The 16,853-nt window shown below is 66.5% G+C and carries 16 protein-coding genes and 2 tRNA genes; 6 read left to right on the plus strand and 12 right to left on the minus strand.

Annotated features, from left to right (window positions below; genetic code table 11):
* Positions 1 to 213 precede the first annotated feature (213 nt).
* From A5724_RS10780 to A5724_RS10800, 5 genes are read right to left on the minus strand one after another with little or no spacing between them, the layout of a single operon-like run.
* Positions 214 to 1,032: a CoA ester lyase gene (locus A5724_RS10780; RefSeq protein ID WP_067800611.1), complete on the minus strand. Its 819-nt coding sequence runs from the start codon at positions 1,030 to 1,032 to the stop codon at positions 214 to 216.
* Positions 1,032 to 1,547, minus strand: a complete 516-nt coding sequence (locus A5724_RS10785) for a MaoC family dehydratase (protein WP_232004783.1) — start codon at positions 1,545 to 1,547, stop codon at positions 1,032 to 1,034. Before A5724_RS10785 ends, A5724_RS10780 begins: the two co-directional genes overlap by 1 nt.
* Positions 1,544 to 2,704: an acyl-CoA dehydrogenase family protein gene (locus tag A5724_RS10790; RefSeq protein ID WP_067800621.1), complete on the minus strand. Its 1,161-nt coding sequence runs from the start codon at positions 2,702 to 2,704 to the stop codon at positions 1,544 to 1,546. Before A5724_RS10790 ends, A5724_RS10785 begins: the two co-directional genes overlap by 4 nt.
* On the minus strand, positions 2,701 to 4,686 hold the full coding sequence (locus A5724_RS10795; protein ID WP_067800623.1) for a biotin carboxylase N-terminal domain-containing protein: 1,986 nt from the start codon (positions 4,684 to 4,686) through the stop codon (positions 2,701 to 2,703). The genes A5724_RS10790 and A5724_RS10795 overlap by 4 nt, the downstream gene beginning before the upstream one ends.
* A gap of 2 nt (positions 4,687 to 4,688) precedes the next feature.
* Positions 4,689 to 6,242 (minus strand): carboxyl transferase domain-containing protein, encoded by a 1,554-nt coding sequence (locus A5724_RS10800; protein WP_067800626.1) that lies wholly within the window; start codon positions 6,240 to 6,242, stop codon positions 4,689 to 4,691.
* A 90-nt stretch (positions 6,243 to 6,332) separates the two neighbouring features.
* On the opposite strand from A5724_RS10800, the gene A5724_RS10805 reads away from it, so the two are divergent.
* Complete coding sequence (locus A5724_RS10805) at positions 6,333 to 6,947, plus strand: TetR/AcrR family transcriptional regulator (protein WP_067800628.1); 615 nt, start codon at positions 6,333 to 6,335, stop codon at positions 6,945 to 6,947.
* A 5-nt stretch (positions 6,948 to 6,952) separates the two neighbouring features.
* On the opposite strand, the gene A5724_RS33690 is transcribed toward A5724_RS10805, so the two are convergent.
* The 3 genes from A5724_RS33690 to A5724_RS10815 form a co-directional block, all read right to left on the minus strand.
* Entirely contained in the window at positions 6,953 to 7,108 is a 156-nt protein-coding gene (locus A5724_RS33690) for a DUF6131 family protein (protein ID WP_101946508.1), read from the minus strand.
* Between the two features lie 39 nt (positions 7,109 to 7,147).
* Entirely contained in the window at positions 7,148 to 7,369 is a 222-nt protein-coding gene (locus A5724_RS10810) for a hypothetical protein (protein WP_197518613.1), read from the minus strand.
* Between the two features lie 83 nt (positions 7,370 to 7,452).
* Entirely contained in the window at positions 7,453 to 9,330 is a 1,878-nt protein-coding gene (locus tag A5724_RS10815; protein ID WP_067800629.1) for an alpha/beta fold hydrolase, read from the minus strand.
* Between the two features lie 119 nt (positions 9,331 to 9,449).
* Here A5724_RS10815 and A5724_RS33695 point away from each other — a divergent pair, with 119 nt between their 5' ends.
* Positions 9,450 to 10,199, plus strand: a complete 750-nt coding sequence (locus tag A5724_RS33695) for an MmpS family transport accessory protein (protein WP_156752226.1) — start codon at positions 9,450 to 9,452, stop codon at positions 10,197 to 10,199.
* Here A5724_RS33695 and A5724_RS33700 read toward each other — a convergent pair.
* Positions 10,196 to 11,446: an MFS transporter gene (locus A5724_RS33700; protein ID WP_067800635.1), complete on the minus strand. Its 1,251-nt coding sequence runs from the start codon at positions 11,444 to 11,446 to the stop codon at positions 10,196 to 10,198. The genes A5724_RS33695 and A5724_RS33700 overlap by 4 nt on opposite strands.
* 24 nt (positions 11,447 to 11,470) lie before the next feature.
* Here A5724_RS33700 and cmrA point away from each other — a divergent pair, with 24 nt between their 5' ends.
* Complete coding sequence (gene cmrA, locus A5724_RS10830; RefSeq protein WP_067800639.1) at positions 11,471 to 12,277, plus strand: mycolate reductase; 807 nt, start codon at positions 11,471 to 11,473, stop codon at positions 12,275 to 12,277.
* Here the strand turns inward: cmrA and A5724_RS10835 are convergent.
* Complete coding sequence (locus A5724_RS10835; RefSeq protein ID WP_067800643.1) at positions 12,274 to 13,848, minus strand: helicase HerA-like domain-containing protein; 1,575 nt, start codon at positions 13,846 to 13,848, stop codon at positions 12,274 to 12,276. The genes cmrA and A5724_RS10835 overlap by 4 nt on opposite strands.
* 80 nt (positions 13,849 to 13,928) lie before the next feature.
* On the opposite strand from A5724_RS10835, the gene orn reads away from it, so the two are divergent.
* A complete protein-coding gene (gene orn / locus A5724_RS10840) occupies positions 13,929 to 14,576 on the plus strand; it encodes an oligoribonuclease (protein WP_067800645.1) in 648 nt (215 codons plus the stop codon).
* A 31-nt stretch (positions 14,577 to 14,607) separates the two neighbouring features.
* Positions 14,608 to 14,680: transfer RNA gene (locus A5724_RS10845), tRNA-His, on the plus strand.
* Positions 14,681 to 14,730: 50 nt separating this feature from the next.
* Here the strand turns inward: A5724_RS10845 and A5724_RS10850 are convergent.
* Both A5724_RS10850 and A5724_RS10855 read right to left on the minus strand, forming a co-directional pair.
* On the minus strand, positions 14,731 to 15,054 hold the full coding sequence (locus tag A5724_RS10850; RefSeq protein ID WP_156752227.1) for a hypothetical protein: 324 nt from the start codon (positions 15,052 to 15,054) through the stop codon (positions 14,731 to 14,733).
* 254 nt (positions 15,055 to 15,308) lie between these two features.
* Positions 15,309 to 16,535 (minus strand): Ig-like domain-containing protein, encoded by a 1,227-nt coding sequence (locus A5724_RS10855; protein WP_067800668.1) that lies wholly within the window; start codon positions 16,533 to 16,535, stop codon positions 15,309 to 15,311.
* A 159-nt stretch (positions 16,536 to 16,694) separates the two neighbouring features.
* Between A5724_RS10855 and A5724_RS10860 the strand changes: the two genes are divergently transcribed.
* A tRNA-Lys gene (locus tag A5724_RS10860) sits at positions 16,695 to 16,770 on the plus strand.
* The last annotated feature ends 83 nt before the right edge of the window (positions 16,771 to 16,853 follow it).

Genomic DNA, 16,853 nt, shown 5'->3' on the forward strand with positions numbered 1-16,853 from the left:
GCCTCTCGGCGCACGCCATCGCCGAGAGACTGTCAATGATCCAGTTTCGTTGGCGCTCAACGCCATCACTGCCGAGGAAGACCTGAACGTCGGTCTGATAAACGCGCCGACGTTTCCTCCGAAAGCAGTACTAGGCGGTGTGCCGATTCACGCCGACCGACGTCGCCCAAACCGCCAAACTCCGCGGGACGACCCGCATGTACAGGATGGCTGCTAGCCACGATCGTGCGGCGCCGACGCGACGATCCGCTCCGCCCGGCGAAGCACCGGAGCGTCGACCATCAGGCCGTCGAACTGGAACACACCGCGTTCGCTGGCAGCGGCGGTGAGCACCGCCTGCGCCCACTCGACCTGCTCCGGGGTCGGCGCATAGCCGGCGCGGATGACCGCCACTTGCGACGGATGGATGGCGACCTTGGCGTCGAAGCCGACCGCCACCGCGTCGTCGACCTCCTTGCCGAGGCCGTCGAAGTCCTTGATGTCCAGATACACCGAATCCAGCGCCATCCGTCCGTATGCCTTCGCGGCGAGCAGGGTCTGCGACCGCACATGCCGCGCAACCTCGCGGTAGCTGCCGTCCGGGTAGCGGTTGGCGGTGCCGCCCAGCACCGCGAACAGGTCCTCGGCGCCCCACATCAGCGCCATCGAGTTGTCCATCCGCGCCAGTTCGTTGACCGCCAGCGCACCCAACGGCGTCTCGATCAACACCACCACGTCCAGCGGCGCCAGATCCCGAACCTGCTGCGGCTCTTCGGTCTTCGCCAACATCACGGTGGTGTAGGCCGTACCGGACAGCGCCTCGAGGTCGAGTTGATGGTCGGCGGTCCCGCTCGGATTGACGCGCACGACGGTGCGGTTCGGATCGAGAGGCGTTTCGATCAGTGCTTTGCGGGCCGCCCCGCGGTCCTTGGCCGCAACGCCGTCCTCGAGGTCGAGGATCACCACATCGGCTGCCGCTGCGGCCTTTTCGAACCGTTCGGGTCGGTCGGCCGGGCAGAACAACCACGCCGGTCCCGTCTGGCTGAGTGCCACTAACTCTCTCCCTCGGGTCGCATGCGCACCATGGTCTTGCGCGACGCGGTCGCGACGATGTCGCCGTGCTGGTTGCGGCCGGTGTGGGCGAACGTCACGATCCCCTCGCCGGGTCGGCTCTTGGATTCCCGCTTGTCGGTCACCTCGGTTTCGGCGTACAGCGTGTCACCGTGGAACAGCGGCTTGGGGAACGCCACCTCACCGAAGCCGAGGTTGCCGACGATGGTGCCCTGCGTCAGTTGAGCCACCGAAAGCCCGACCAGCGTCGAGAGCGTGAACATCGAATTCACCAGGCGTTGGTTGAACGGCGGCAACGCATCCGAGAACGCGGCGTCCAGGTGCAGCGCCTGGGTGTTCATCGTCAGCGTGGTGAACAGCACGTTGTCGGCCTCGGTGATGGTGCGGCCCGGGCGGTGCTGGTACAGCACCCCCGTCTCGAACTCCTCGAACCACAGCCCGCGTTGGACGACTACCCGCTTACCGCTCACTTCTGTTGGATCGTTCGCTCCGCTCACAGCCCAGCCTCGCGCGCGATCAGCATCAGCTGCACTTCCGTTGTGCCCTCACCGATTTCGAGGATCTTGCTGTCGCGGTAGTGCCGCGCGACGGCGTATTCGTTCATGAATCCGTACCCGCCGAACACCTGGGTGGCGTCGCGAGCGTTGTCCATCGCGGCCTCGCTGGCCACCATCTTGGCGATGGCCGCCGCCTTCTTGAACGGCTTGCCCGCCAACATCAGTGCGGCGGCGTCGTAGTACGCGGTGCGGGCGGCGTGTGCGCGCGCCTCCATGCGTGCGATCTTGAACGCCACCGCCTGGAAGGTGCCGATGCGCGCGCCGAACGCCTCACGTTCCTTGGCGTACTTCACGCACTCGTCGACGCAGCCCTGGGCGGCGCCGACCGACAGCGCCGCGATGGCGATCCGGCCCTCGTCGAGGATGCGAAGGAAGTTGGCGTAGCCGCGGCCGCGCTCGCCGAGCAGGTTCTCCGCGGGCACCCGGACGTCGTCGAACGACAGCGGGTGGGTGTCCGAGGCATTCCAGCCGACCTTGTTGTACGCGGGTTCAGCGGTGAATCCCTCGGTGGGCAGCGGCACCAGGATCGACGAGATCTCTTTCTTTCCACCGCTTTCGCCGGTCACCGCGGTCACGGTGACCAATTTGGTGATGTCGGTGCCGGAGTTGGTGATGAACTGCTTGGAGCCGTTGATGATCCAGTGCCCGTCGTCGAGCTTGGCGGTGGTTCTGGTGGCACCCGCGTCGGTGCCGCCACCGGCCTCGGTCAGGCCGAACGCGCCGAGCGCCTTGCCACTTGCCAACAGCGGCAACCATTCCTGCTTCTGTTGTTCGTTTCCGAAGCGGTACACCGGCATCGCGCCAAGCGACACGCCGGCCTCGAGCGTGATCGCCACGCTCTGGTCGACCTTGCCGAGTTCCTCGAGCGCCAGGCAGAGCGCGAAGTAGTCGCCGCCCATGCCGCCGTACTCCTCGGGGAACGGCAGGCCGAACAAGCCCATATCGGCCATCCCCGACACCACCTCATACGGGAACGAATGTTCCTCGTCGTGTTTGGCGGCGACGGGCGCGACGACGGTCTGCGCGAAGTCGCGGACCGTCTTGGCGAGTTGTTCGTAATGGTCCGGCAGCATTCCGGTGGCCAAAAAGTCGCTCATGATTCGTCTTCCTCACTTGTGATGATCCTGGCCACCGGCTGGCGCACCTTGACCTGGTCGCCGACGGCGACGAGAAGCTCGACCGTGCCGTCGACCGGCGCGGTCAGCGCGTGCTCCATCTTCATGGCTTCGACGGTGACGACGACGGTGCCGGTGGCGACGCTGTCGCCGTCCCCGACGCCGACTGCCACTACCGCGCCGGGCATCGGACTGGTCAGCTCGGCGTCACCGCTGTGTTCGTCGTCGGGCCGCACCGGCGCTTCCCGCACTTCCTCGACCCAGGCGGTGCGACCGCCGCCAGACAGCCAGATCTGGCCATCGGTGGCGGCCACCAGGTATTCGGTGCGCAGGCCGTCCAGCGTGACGCTCAGCCGCTCACCGTCGAGAGATGCTGCCAGTGAACGTGTTTCGCCGTTTTCGACGCGCGCTGTGGCGGCATGCGGGGTGCCGGTGAGATGGACATGGTCGGTGCGGTCACCCGCACGCAGCCGGAACGTCGTGGGTGCCCGCTGCCCCATCCGCCACCCCGACGGCACCGCCCACAGGTCACCCGCGGGTGCGGGCCAACACCGCAGCCACTTGAATGCTGCCGCGGCGATCAATTCGTCGTCACCGCATTGCGCCGCCACAAAGTCCGGCGTTCTGCGGTCCAGAAGTCCGGTGTCCAACCGGCCTGCGGCGACATCGTCGTCGGCGAGCAGGAAGCGCAGGAAGTCGATGTTGGTGGTGATCCCGAGCACCGCGGTGTCGGCCAGCGCACGGTCGAGCAGGCGTAGTGCGGCGGGCCGGTCGTCGGCGTAGGCGATGACCTTGGCCAGCATCGGGTCGTAGTCACTGCCCACGACGGTGCCGACAGCGAGGCCGGAATCGACGCGCACACCGGGCCCATCGGGTTCGGCGAGGCCCAGCACGTCACCACCGGTGGGCAGGAACCCGCGCGCAGGATCCTCCGCATAAACCCGGGCCTCGACGGCGTGACCGCGCATCACGATGTCGTCCTGACTAATCGGCAGCTTCTCCCCCGCTGCGATGCGAACCTGGAGTTCGACCAGGTCGACACCGGTGACCATCTCGGTGACGGGGTGTTCCACCTGAAGGCGGGTGTTCATCTCCATGAAGAAGAACTCGTCGGGCCGGTCGGCGGACACGATGAATTCGACAGTGCCTGCGCCGGTGTAGTCGACGCTGCGGGCGGTGTCACAGGCCGCCGCGCCGATGCGTGCCCGCGTCGCCGGGTCGAGCAGAGGCGACGGCGCCTCCTCGATCACCTTCTGGTGACGCCGCTGCAGGCTGCATTCGCGCTCGCCGAAATGCACGACGTTGCCGTATCCGTCGGCGAGCACCTGTACCTCGATATGCCTGGGGTTCAACACGAATCGCTCGAGGAACAGCGTGTCGTCGCCGAACGCCGACGCCGCCTCGCGACGGGCGCTGGCCAGCGCCGCGGCCAGTTCCGACGGGTCGTGCACCACCCGCATGCCTTTACCGCCGCCGCCCGCCGACGGCTTGACCAACACCGGGAAGCCGACCCCGTCGCCCCCTGCGATCAGGTCGGCATCGGTCAGGCCGGGCCGGGACACCCCCGGCACCACCGGAACACCGAACGCCGATACGGCCGCCTTCGCCGCGATCTTGTCGCCCATGGTCTCGATGGCGGCGGCCGGCGGCCCGATGAAGACGATCCCGGCGGCTTGCAGCGCCGCCGCGAATTGTGCGTTCTCCGAGAGGAATCCGTAGCCAGGATGCACGGCTTGGGCGCCGGTGCGCTGCGCCGCCTCCACCACCGCGTCGATGTCCAGATAACTCTGCCGCGCAGGCGCGGGCCCGATGCCGACGGCGACATCGGCCTCGGCAACGTGGCGGGCGTTGGCGTCGGCGTCGCTGAACACCGCGACCGAACGTATCCCCATCGCGCGCAGCGTGCGGATCACCCGCACCGCGATCTCCCCGCGGTTGGCTACCAGAACGGTGTTGAAGTGCATCGTCACATCCTGAACACGCCGTAGGAAACCGCTTCCAGCGGTGCTTGCGCGACGATCGAAAGAGCCAGCCCCAGTACGGTTCTGGTGTCCGCCGGGTCGATCACGCCATCGTCCCACAGCCTGGCCGTCGAGTAATACGGGTTGCCCTGGTCCTCGTACTGCTGGCGGATCGGCGCCTTGAACTTCTCTTCTTCTTCCGGCGTCATCTCGCCGCGCACCGTCGCGAGCACCGAGGCGGCCTGCTCACCGCCCATCACCGAGATCCGCGCATTGGGCCACATCCACAGGAACCGCGGCGAGTAGGCGCGGCCACACATCGAGTAGTTGCCTGCGCCGTACGATCCGCCGATCACCACGGTCAGTTTGGGCACCCTGGCGCAGGCAACCGCGGTCACCATCTTGGCGCCGTGCTTGGCGATGCCGCCTGCCTCATAGTCACGGCCCACCATGAACCCCGAGATGTTCTGCAGGAACAGCAGCGGCGTGTTCCGCTTGTCGCACAGTTCGATGAAATGCGCGCCCTTGAGCGCGGATTCACTGAACAACACACCGTTGTTGGCGACAATGCCGACCGGGTGACCGTGGATGCGGGCGAAGCCGGTGACCAGCGTGCTGCCGTAGTCGGCCTTGAATTCCGCGAACTCACCGCCGTCCACGATCCGGGTGATCACCTCGTGCACGTCGTAGGGGACCCGAGGGTCGACGGGCACGACGTCGTAAAGCTCGGTCTGATCCGCGACGGCGTCGACGGTAGGCAACACGTCCCACGGCACCGGTGTCCGGGGACCGAGCGTCGCGACGATGCGGCGGACGATCCGCAACGCATCACGGTCGTCGTGCGCCAAATGGTCTGTGACACCGGAGGTTTTCGAGTGCAGGTCACCGCCGCCGAGTTCCTCGGCCGTCACCACTTCTCCGGTTGCAGCCTTCACCAAGGGCGGGCCGCCGAGGAAGATGGTGCCCTGGTTGCGCACGATCACCGCCTCGTCGCTCATCGCGGGCACATATGCACCGCCCGCAGTGCACGACCCCAACACCGCGGCTATCTGCGGGACTCCTTCGGCCGACAGGTTCGCCTGGTTGTAGAAGATGCGGCCGAAGTGTTCGCGGTCTGGGAACACCTCGTCCTGGCGGGGCAGGAACGCACCGCCGGAGTCGACGAGGTAGATGCAGGGCAGCCTGTTCTGGCCGGCGATCTCCTGCGCGCGCAGGTGCTTCTTGACGGTGATCGGGTAGTAGGTGCCACCCTTGACCGTCGCGTCGTTGGCCACGATCATGCACTCCCGGCCGGAGACCCGGCCGATGCCCGCGATCATTCCGGCGCCTGGACATTCGTCGTCGTACATCCCGTCGGCCGCCAGCGGGGCCAGTTCGAGGAACGCGCTACCGGGATCGAGCAGACCGTCGACGCGGTCGCGCGGCAGCAGCTTTCCGCGGCTGACATGACGTTCGCGCGCGCGTTCCGGGCCGCCGAGCGCCGCCGCGGCCAACTTCGCACGCAACTGTTCGACCAGCGCGAGATGCTCGTCGCGGTGACTGCCCTGCGGTGCCCTCATAAGAACCGTTCGTTTGAGTTAATGACGACTAACTTTGTGGTATGTTAGTCACGATTAACCGAGTTGTCCACTAGCGAGCCGGAGGCGCAAATGGCCACGTCGACGCGTTCCCCGACGCGACGCAGCCGGGCCAAATCCGACCGCCGCAGCCAGCTCATCGCCGCGGCAGAACGCCTGGTCGCCGAACGGGGCTATCTGGCGGTGCGGCTGGAGGACATCGGGGCGGCCGCCGGTGTCAGCGGCCCCGCGATATACCGGCACTTCCCCAACAAGGAAGCGCTTCTCGCGGAGCTTCTGGTCGGCATCAGTGCCCGCCTGCTGGCCGGGGCCACCAGCGTCGTCGACCAGGCCGACAGTGCCGCAGATGCGTTGGACGGGCTCATCGACTTTCATCTGGACTTCGCACTGGGAGAATCGGATCTGATCCGCATCCAGGACCGCGACCTTCAGCACTTACCGCCGACGGCCAAGCGTCAAGTGCGGAAAGCGCAGCGGCAATACGTCGAGATCTGGGTGGGTGTGCTGCGGCAGTTGAACGACTCGCTGAGCGAGGAGGACGCCCGCCTAATGGCACACGCGGCGTTCGGGTTGTTGAATTCGACGCCACACAGCGTCAAGCCCCATACCGCAAAAACGGCCGAGGCCAGTTCGCGATCCGTCCTGCGGGCGATGACGGTCGCTGCACTGGCCTCGGCCGGTCGTTGACAGCGCTAGTACCAAACTCTCCTGCCGCCGACCGGGCGACCGACGGAGCCGAGGATCCAGAAGACGGCACCGACGACGAGCAGTACGACGCCGATGTAGGTGAGGATCGATATGCCAAAGATCAGCCCGAGAATGAGCAGGATGGCTCCCAGGACAATCATGGTTACTCCATTTCTAGTGAATTGTTAACCGCCAGTTGACTACTGGCTGGGCTCAGGAATGTTGCAGTTGGTCACCTTGGGGTTGACTCCCGCGTAATTCAGCGGACCCGCGACCACCGTCAGAGCGATGGACCCCGCTGTCGCACAATTGTTTTCGGAGTTCTTGAAGTAGTCGCGCTGATAGGCCGCGACCACCCCGATCAGCAACCAGACGAGCACAATGACGCCGAGAATTCCGCCGCCTCGCATGTCTGCCTCCATCCGTTGTCGCGCCAGCGACTGACGCGCAGCGACCGTTTACCCGGCGGCTAATTTGTCCAAACCTCAGGTCAGCTACGGATTGATCACGAAATCGAGGCGCCCGCGAACGCCGCGGTGAGCCAGTCACTCATGGCGGTCACCAGCACAGCGCGGTTCTCCCGGCGGACGATCTCATGACCGTCGTCGTCGAACGTCAACAGTTCGACCGTGCGGCCCAGTTCACGCAATGCGTCGTACATTTGCTGCGATTCGGTGGGTGGCACGTTGGTGTCGTTGAGACCGTGCACCAGCAGCAGCGGCGCAGTCAGTGCGTGCGCGCGCAGCAGGGGCGACAAATCGTCAAGCAGTTCACGGTCGCTGATCGGATGGCCGTATTTCGGATGGGCGGCGGCGGCGATCCACGGTTCTGTCGTGCGGTACCAGGTGTTCAGATCGCTCATCCCGCAGATGCTGATGCCCGCGGCGAACAGCTGCGGATGAAAGGTGAGCGCGGCCTGGGTCAGGTATCCGCCGTAAGACCATCCGCAGCACGCAATGCGGTCTCGCGGCGCGAACCCGTGGTCGACGAGATAACACACGGCGTCGGCGACATCGTCGATGGCGGCAAACCGCCGTTCCCGGTCGTCGGCGTGCATGAACGAACGGCCGAATCCACCCGACCCCCGGACATTCGGAAGGAACACCGCGATCCCCGCTTCCAGCAGCGGCGGGAAGAACTCGTTGTAGCCCGGCCTGCCCTGCCCCTCAGGGCCGCCGTGTAGGAAGATCATCGCGCCGATGGATTCGACGCCGTCGGGCGGGCGGAACAGCCATCCGGTGAACTCGAGTCCGTCGCGCGCGGTGATCCTCTCCAGCGTGGGGTCCGCGGTGACGGGCCCGCTGCTCGGTTCCCTGTCGACCAGTTCCCACTCGCGGGTACGCGGATTGACCAACTCGACCACCGGCGGCAGCGACGGACCTTCGACCGTCATCGCCAGCATCGAGCCGCCGGCGCTGATGCTCAACTCGCTGGCCACCATGCCGGGCAACGGGATTGGCTCGTGCAGCGTGTTATCGGCGAGCTCGAGAATCTGTAATTCGCTGGCGCCGTAGATGTTCCACAGCATCGCCACCGTCGACAGGTCGTCACTGACGGTGAATTCGTCGAGTTCGAAACCCGGTCGTTCGGCGACCACCTGATAGGACACCCCGTCCGGCGTCGCCGTGACCTCGAGCAGCCTGGCGTGTTCGGCGCCGTTCTCGCTGCGGATCAGCGCGCGCACATAGCCTTCGGTGCTGTTGACCCCGTACGCTTTCGCGGGCTGGTAGAGCCGTGTCAGTTCGCCCTCCAGCCCCGCCCGCAGCCGCCGCGGGCTGTGGTCGTCGAGGATGATGCCCGCATCGGTGGTGGAGCCGGGATCGTATGGCAACAAAGCTATTTCGGTCAGCCCGCGCAGCAGGATCAGGTCGCGGTAGCCGCGCGGACCGACCCGCACCAGTGATGCCCCCGCCCACGCGTCGACCAGCCTGCCGCCAGAGCGGCGGTCGAGCACCACGGTGGTGCCGTCGGACGGATCGATGAGACACGAGCTGCCGACGCCGTCCTCACCGGTGAGGATCGCGGCGACCTTGGTGCCGTCCCATGCGATCAGCTCCGCGGTGCCTTCCTGGGCACCTGCAGGCCAGTTGTCGATGCGCCGCGCCGCGCGATCGTCGGGATCAGTTGTGACGATCCAGATCTGGCTGCGGGTCGCGCCGTCGGGCGCCACCTCACATGCCAGCCAATGGCCGTCGGCGGAATGAAGGACGCGGGTGACGGCGCCCTCGACGGGCAGTTCGACGTCGCGCGACGAGCTGGCCCGCCAGCCGCGAAGGAAGCGCTGGACCGCGCGGGGGAAGCCGCCGTCATCGACCAGATGGGCGAACGCGGTCGCATCGGGCGACATCGATGCCCCATAGAGGCGACGGACCTGCGCTCCCATTGTTTCGATTCTGCACGGTGGCGGACTGCGCGACGGCGGCACATCGCGAAGTCCGAGGTGAGCGCCGGTGCTTGATCGACTGAGCGGCTGCACAGGTACCCTGCAGCCATGAGGTGGGAATGACCGATTCACCACGCCGTGACGGGCCGGAGCCCTTTCCTAACAGCTATCCCGGATACAGCGATCCGGCGTATGCCAGCCAGGCGCCCTACGGCCCCACCTACCAGGCGCCGGTAAACCCGGCGCCGACTGAGCGGCTGCCCGGGTACCCGCCCTACGGCTACGACCCCTACGCCACCGGCCAATATGGCGGGCAGTATCCGCCAGGCGCACCGCCGCCGCCGGAGCCGGAGGGACCGAAGTCGCCGCGATGGCTGTGGATCGTCGCGGGCGTCGCGATCGTCACGGTGATCGGACTGGTGATCGCCCTGGTGATCGTCAACAGCTCCAAGCAGGACACCGTGGTGGCGCCGCTGCCCTCGATCCAAGAGCCGACCACCACCCGGCCGACCCCCACCACGCAACCGCGGCCGACCATCCCCGTCTTCCCGCTGCCGACGGTGCCGAGCACCCCGTCGCCCACCAGTCCGTCCACTCCCGGCGCCACCTCGACGGTCGTCTACAACGTGTCGGGCGACGGACGCGCCATCAACATCACCTACGTGGACACGGGTGGTGTGTTGCAGACCGAGTTCAACGTGATGCTGCCGTGGAGCAAGGAGGTCGAACTGGCAGACCCTGCCGAGGACTCCGCGAGCGTCAGCATCATCAACGTCGGGCGGGAAGTGAGTTGCTCGATCACCGTCGACGGGGTTCAGGTCCAGCAGCGCACCGGCGCAGGGCTGACCATCTGCACCGCGGTGGGTTAGACGACGGCGTGTCTGCGCGGCACCTGTACGACGACCATCGCGGCGAAACCGATTGCCAGCACCAGCATCAGGCCCGCGATGCCGGCGCGGTCGGCTCCGAAGAGGGCGACGAACGTCGAGAACATGAACGGCGCCAGCGGCGCGACGGCGCGGCCGGTCATCGTGTACAGCCCGAACGCGACGCCCTCTTTGCCGTCGCTGGTCATGCGCAGCAGCAGGGTGCGCGCCGACGCCTGAGTCGGCCCGATGAACAGGCACAGCAGCAGCCCGCACACCCAGAAGGCGGCGGCGCCCGACGATGCCAGTAGCGCGGTCCCGACGGCGATCGTGGACGCCAGCGAGGTCAGGATGACGGTCTTGGATCCGACACGGTCGTCGAACAGTCCACCTACCACCGCCCCTGTGGCGGCCACCACGTTGGCGAGGATGCCGAACAGCAGCACGTCGGCTTCTGAGATGCCATAGACGTTGACGCCCAGCACCGCGCCGAAGGTGAAGACGCCGGCCAGACCGTCCCGAAACACCGCGCTGGCGAGCAGGTAGTAGACGAAGTTGCGGTCGCGCCGCCACTCGCCGACCAGGTCGGCCCACAGCTTGCGGTAGGCGCCGAGCACCCCCACCGCGGACTGCGACGCCCGCACCAGATCGACCGACGGCGGGGCCGCGATGAGCACCGGCAGCGCGAACACCGCCATCCATGCGGCCGTGAGCAGCATGGCGGCGGGCACGTTCTGACTGCCCTGTGACATGAAGCCCGCATAGACGATGGCCAGCAGAGTCATGCTGCCGAGATAGCCAGCTGCCCAACCGAATCCGGACACCCGCCCCGACGTTTCGGATGTGGTGAGCTGGCGCAGCATGGCGTTGTACGGCACGGTGGCGAGGTCATTGCAGGCCGCGGTGAAGCCGAGCAGCAGTAGCCCGGCCAACAGGTAGTCGACGTCGTCGCGGATCAAACTCATCGACGCCGTCAGCGCCACCACCATGGCGGTGAGCAGTCCCAGGGTCTGACGCCGCCGGTGCGGTCCGTCCACCCACACCCCGATGAGGGGCGCCAGGAGGGCGACGACGACGCCGGAGGCGAACAAGGCCCAGCCGAGCAAGCTCGCCGGGCTGGTGTCGCCGGGCAGGTCGTCGCCGACGTTGCGGGTGAGGTATACGGAGAAGACGAAGGTCACGACGATCGCGCCGACGCCTGTGGAGCCGCAGTCCCACAACGCCCACGCGAGCACTCGCAACCGGCTCATGCACGTCAAGATATAGTCCGGCCCATGCCAGTACCCGGTCCTAGCGCCGATGCCCGTGCCGTCGTCACCGGCGCCTCGCAGAACATCGGCGAGGCGCTGGCCCTCGAACTCGCCGCCCGCGGCCATCACCTGATCATCACCGCGCGTCGGGAGGACGTCCTGCGCGCGTTGGCAGACCGGATCACCCAGCAGTTCGGCGTGACCGTCGAGGTGCGGCCGGTGGACCTGGCCGATCCGGAGCAGCGGACCAAGCTCTGCGACGAGCTGGCCGGCCGCGAGATCTCGATCCTGTGCGCCAACGCGGGTACGGCTACGTTCGGGCCGGTGGCGTCGCTGGACGCGGCGGGCGAAAAGGCCCAGGTGCAGTTGAATGTGCTTGGCGTGCACGACCTTACGCTGGCGGTGTTGCCCGGCATGGTGAAGCGCGGAGCGGGCGGGATCCTGATTTCCGGTTCCGCAGCAGGCAATTCGCCGATCCCGAACAACGCGACGTACGCGGCCACCAAGGCCTTCGCGAACACCTTCAGCGAGTCGCTACGCGGCGAACTCAAGAAAGCCGGCGTGCACGTCACGCTGCTGGCGCCCGGCCCGGTGCGCGAGACGCTGCCCGCCGAGACCGAGCAGTCGCTGGTGGAGAAGCTGATCCCGGACTTCTTGTGGATCTCGACGGAGTACACCGCCAAGCTGTCGCTGGATGGCTTGGAGCGCAACAGAATGCGCGTCGTGCCGGGTGTGACGTCGAAGGCGATGTCGGTGGCGTCGGGCTACACCCCGCGCGCCATCGTGACGCCGATCGTCGGCGCGGTCTACAAGAAACTCGGCGGCGGCTAGCGCCGGCGGCGGCCGGTGCCGAAGATGCTGCGGGTGATCTCGCGGCCTGCGACCGTGGCGGCCGACCGCAGGAAGCTCTTGAACGCCGAGCTCTGCAGCACCTCAGCCACCATGCTGCCCTCGACCGCGTCGCGGCTCTTCGCCTCGCCTTCGGCGCTGGCAGCTGGCGGCGGCTCGACCGGCGGCGGCGCGGGCGCATCGGCAGGTGGCGGCGCCACCTTTTTCTGCAAGATCTCGTAGGCCGACTGGGGGTCGATCGTTTGGCCGTACTTCGCCTGCAGCGGACTGGCTTTCGCGGCGGCGGCGATCGCGTCGGTGCCGATCGCGCCCATCAGCGACCGTGGCGAGCGCATCCTGGTCCACGCCACCGGCGTCGGCGCACCCTTCTCGGAGAGCACCGTCACGATCGCCTCGCCGATGCCCAGCGACGTCAGCGCCTTTTCGAGGTCGTAGACGTCGGTCTTGGGGTACGTGCGCACCGTCTTGGTCAACGCCTTCTGATCGTCGGGCGTGAACGCGCGCAGCGCGTGCTGGATGCGCGCGCCCAGTTGGCTCAGCACGTCGTTCGGCACGTCGGTGGGCAGTTGGGTGCAGAAGAACACGCCGACGCCCTTTGACCGGATCAGCTTGACCGTCTGCTCGACCTGCTCGAGGAAGGCCTTGGACGCGTCGCTGAACAGCAGGTGTGCCTCGTCGAAGATGAAGACCAGCTTCGGCTTGTCGACGTCGCCGACCTCGGGCAGGGCGGTGAACAGATCGGCCAGCACCCACATCAGGAACGTCGAGAACATCACCGGGCGCGCCGCCTGATCGCCGAGTTCGAGCAGCGTGATGACGCCGCGGCCCTGCGCATCGGTGCGCATCAGGTCGCTGGGCTCGAGTTCCGGCTCGCCGAAGAACGTGTCGGCGCCCTCTGCCTCGAGGTTGATCAGCGCCCGCAGGATTACCCCGGCGGTCGACGCGGACACCGCGCCGATGGCCTTGAGCTCGCCCTTGCCCTCGTCGCTGGTGAGGAACTGGATGACGGCGCGCAGGTCCTTCAGGTCGAGCAGCGCCAGCCCCTTCTGGTCGGCCCAGTGGAAGATCAGCCCGAGAGTGGACTCCTGAGTTGGATTGAGCCCCAGCACCTTTGACAGCAGGATCGGCCCGAAGCTGGTCATCGCCGCGCGTACCGGCACGCCGACACCCGATGTGCCGAGGGACAGGAACTCCACTGGGAACGCCGTCGGCGCCCACGAATCGCCGGTGTCCTTGTTACGCTGCTCGATCTTGTCGCCCGGCTGACCCGGCTGCGACAAGCCGGACAGGTCGCCCTTGATATCGGCCATCACCACCGGCACGCCCGCCGCCGACAGCTGTTCGGCGATCACCTGCAGCGATTTCGTCTTGCCGGTGCCGGTAGCGCCCGCGACCAGGCCGTGGCGGTTGACGGTGGCCAGCGGAATCCGCACCTGCGCGGCGGCATCGCAAACCCCGTCCACGACGACGGCACCGAGCTCGAGCGCTGCCCCTTCTGTGGCGTAACCTGCGGCGATCTGCTCTGCGGGGGTGGCTGCCGACTCCGTCGTCATGGCTCGAACCCTACTAAGCTTCGGCGCGCTCGGGCGCGTGTGGGCGGCTGGTTGTCGCCGGACGGCTTACTGTTGCCCCTGTGCGCGACGAATTGGTGTGGATCGACTGCGAGATGACCGGCCTTGATCTCAAGACCGACTTCCTCATCGAGATCGCGGTGCTGGTGACCGATGCGGAGCTGAACATCCTCGGCGACGGCATCGACGTGGTGATTCACGCCGACGACGCGGCGCTGTCGTCGATGATCCCGGTGGTGACCGATATGCACACGCGCTCGGGACTGATCGAGGAGGTGCGCGCGTCCACGGTCGACGTGGCAGCCGCCGAGGAACTGGTCCTGGACTACATCCGTAGCCACGTCAAGCAGGCCAAGACCGCTCCCCTGGCCGGGAACTCGATCGCCACCGACCGCGGGTTCATCGCCCGCGACATGCCCAAGCTCGACGACTTCCTGCACTACCGGATGATCGACGTCAGCTCGATCAAGGAGCTGTGCAGGCGGTGGTATCCGCGCATCTACTTCGGCCAACCCGAGAAAGGGCTGGCACACCGCGCATTGGCGGACATCCACGAGTCGATCCGTGAACTGCAGTACTACCGCCGCACCGCCTTCGTGCCGCCGCCTGGACCGTCGACCAGCGAGATCGCGGAGGTCGCCGCCGAACTGGGGCCCCCCAACGGCGCGGCGGAGGATATGGATTCGGCCGCAGAGCGCCCCAGCGGCTAATATCAACGGCGCCGCGCGGTTTGCGGCGATGGTGGCTGTAGTTCAGTTGGTAGAGCACCAGGTTGTGATCCTGGCTGTCGCGGGTTCGAGTCCCGTCAGCCACCCCGGTCGGCCGGAGGGCGTATCCCGCCCTCCGGCCTTTTGCGTCGGATCGTTACTTACCGAAGCTGAAGAGCCCCTTGAGCGCGCCGCTCAGCGTCGAGGACGTCGCGGTTGCCGCCTTCTGAACCGTCTGCGAGCCGGCCACCGCAGCCTGCTGGTACGTCTGCGACCCTGCGACAACGCCCTGCTGGTACGTCTGTGAGCCGGCCACGACCGCTTTTTGCACGGTCTCCGAGAGTTGGGCGCCGGCATCGCTGACCGGATCGTCGGCCGACGCAATGGCGGCTGGCGCGCCCAGCAACAGTCCAACGGCGATAAGACCGACTCCCGCTGTCTTCGCCATGCGTCGACTCGACTGCTTCGCATTCTTGCTCATTGCAAACCCTCCCTATCCCCGCTACACCGACTGAGCGGGCCCGAGTCTTAGGATAGGAGACGCTCAGCAAAATAAAACCTAGTTGCCTACACTAGTTTTTTGATGCGTCTACCATTTGCCGGCGACAATTAGTAATTGTCGGACGGGCAAATTAATCCTTCGCTTCGGGTGCCCGTGCCTACACGCCGCCACAGCCCGACGCTATGGCTCAGAAAAGCCCATGAACCGGGCGAAGAGACTTCGGCCGTCGGACGTCAGATGGTGGCGTTGCCGGCCTTCCACTGTTCCCAGGGGATGTTCCAGTCGCCCAACCCGTCGGTTCCCGGCAGCACCGAGCCCACCGTGTTCACGATTTCGACGACGTCTCCGCGTTTGGCGTTCTGATAGAACCACTGCGCATTGCTCGTCGAGACGTTGATGCAACCGTGGCTGACATTGCTGTAGCCCTGGCTGCCCACCGACCACGGGGCGGCGTGCACGAATATGCCGCTGTAAGAGATCTGGGTGGCGTAGTCCACCTCGGTTCGGTAGCCGTTGGGCGAGTTGACCGGCACGCCATAGGTGGACGAGTCCATCACCATGTGGCTGAACTTGTCGCCGACGATGTAGGTGCCGTTGTTGGTCGGCGTGCTGTTCTTGCCCATCGACACCGGCATGGTCTTGATCACTTCACCGTTGCGCGTCACGGTCAGCGTCTTGGAGTTGTCGTCGACGGTCGTGATGACCTCGTCGCCGATGGTGAAGCGGGTGGTGACGTTCTCCTGGCCAAACAGACCGTCGCCGAGGTCGACGCCGTAAGTGTTCACCGCGACGTCGACGGCGGTGCCGGGCTTCCAGTAGCTGGCTGGGCGCCAACGCACTTCGTTGTTGTTGAGCCAGTAGAACGCGCCCTCCACCGGAGGGTTGGTCTTGACCTTGATCGCCTTCTCGGCCGCCGCCCGATTGGAGATGTTCTCGTCGAACCGGACCGCGACAGGCTGGCCGACGCCGACCACCTCGCCGTCGTTGGGCAGCACGTAGGGCATCGTCAGGTTCTCCGGCGAATGCGTCTCGAAGGTCATCTGCTGACTGGTGGCCCCGCCCAAACCCAGCGACTGCGCGCGCACCGTGTAGCGCTCGTTGTAGTCCAGCGGGTCGACCGTCGACCACACCAGTCCGTCGCGGCTCAACTGGCCTGCGACCGGGGTGCCGTCGCTTTCGTTGACCATCGACACCGCGCCCAGCACGCCGTCTTCGGCGCTGACCGTGACGGGTGATTCGACGCTCACGCCGACGGCGCCGTCCTTCACCGACGCCGAGAGCTTGGGCACCAGCAGATCGCCGTAGGGCGTGCCCTTGTCCGCGATGACCTGAGGCTGCGCAGGGGCGGTGGGCTTACTGCCGCATGCGTCCAGAGTGAGCACCATGGCGGGGATCAAGGCTGCGGCCACCAGCCGAGCACCCCACCGCCGCGGACGGGCCGCCCTTCCGACCTGCCACATACTTTGCTCCACTTCCCACCCATGACCCATACACTGAGGATTCTTGGCAATAGTCTAAGGGCAAATTTTGCCGGGGGCGCAACGCCGGCGTCGCTCCCAGCGGCGGCCCGCGGGCTTGATTTCTCCCTTGCCGCAAGGCCTGTTATTGTCGCACACGCAGCGCCGTTAGCTCAGTTGGTAGAGCAGCTGACTCTTAATCAGCGGGTCCGGGGTTCGAAACCCTGACGGCGCACCACCTTATCTGTATGACGTCGGTTGATGCTTGACGTTTCGGCTCCGGTTGATGGCTGACAGTGTTTCGGCTGATGCTTTACACCT

The organism is Mycobacterium sp. ACS1612 (assembly GCF_001667505.1).
GTDB lineage: Bacteria > Actinomycetota > Actinomycetes > Mycobacteriales > Mycobacteriaceae > Mycobacterium.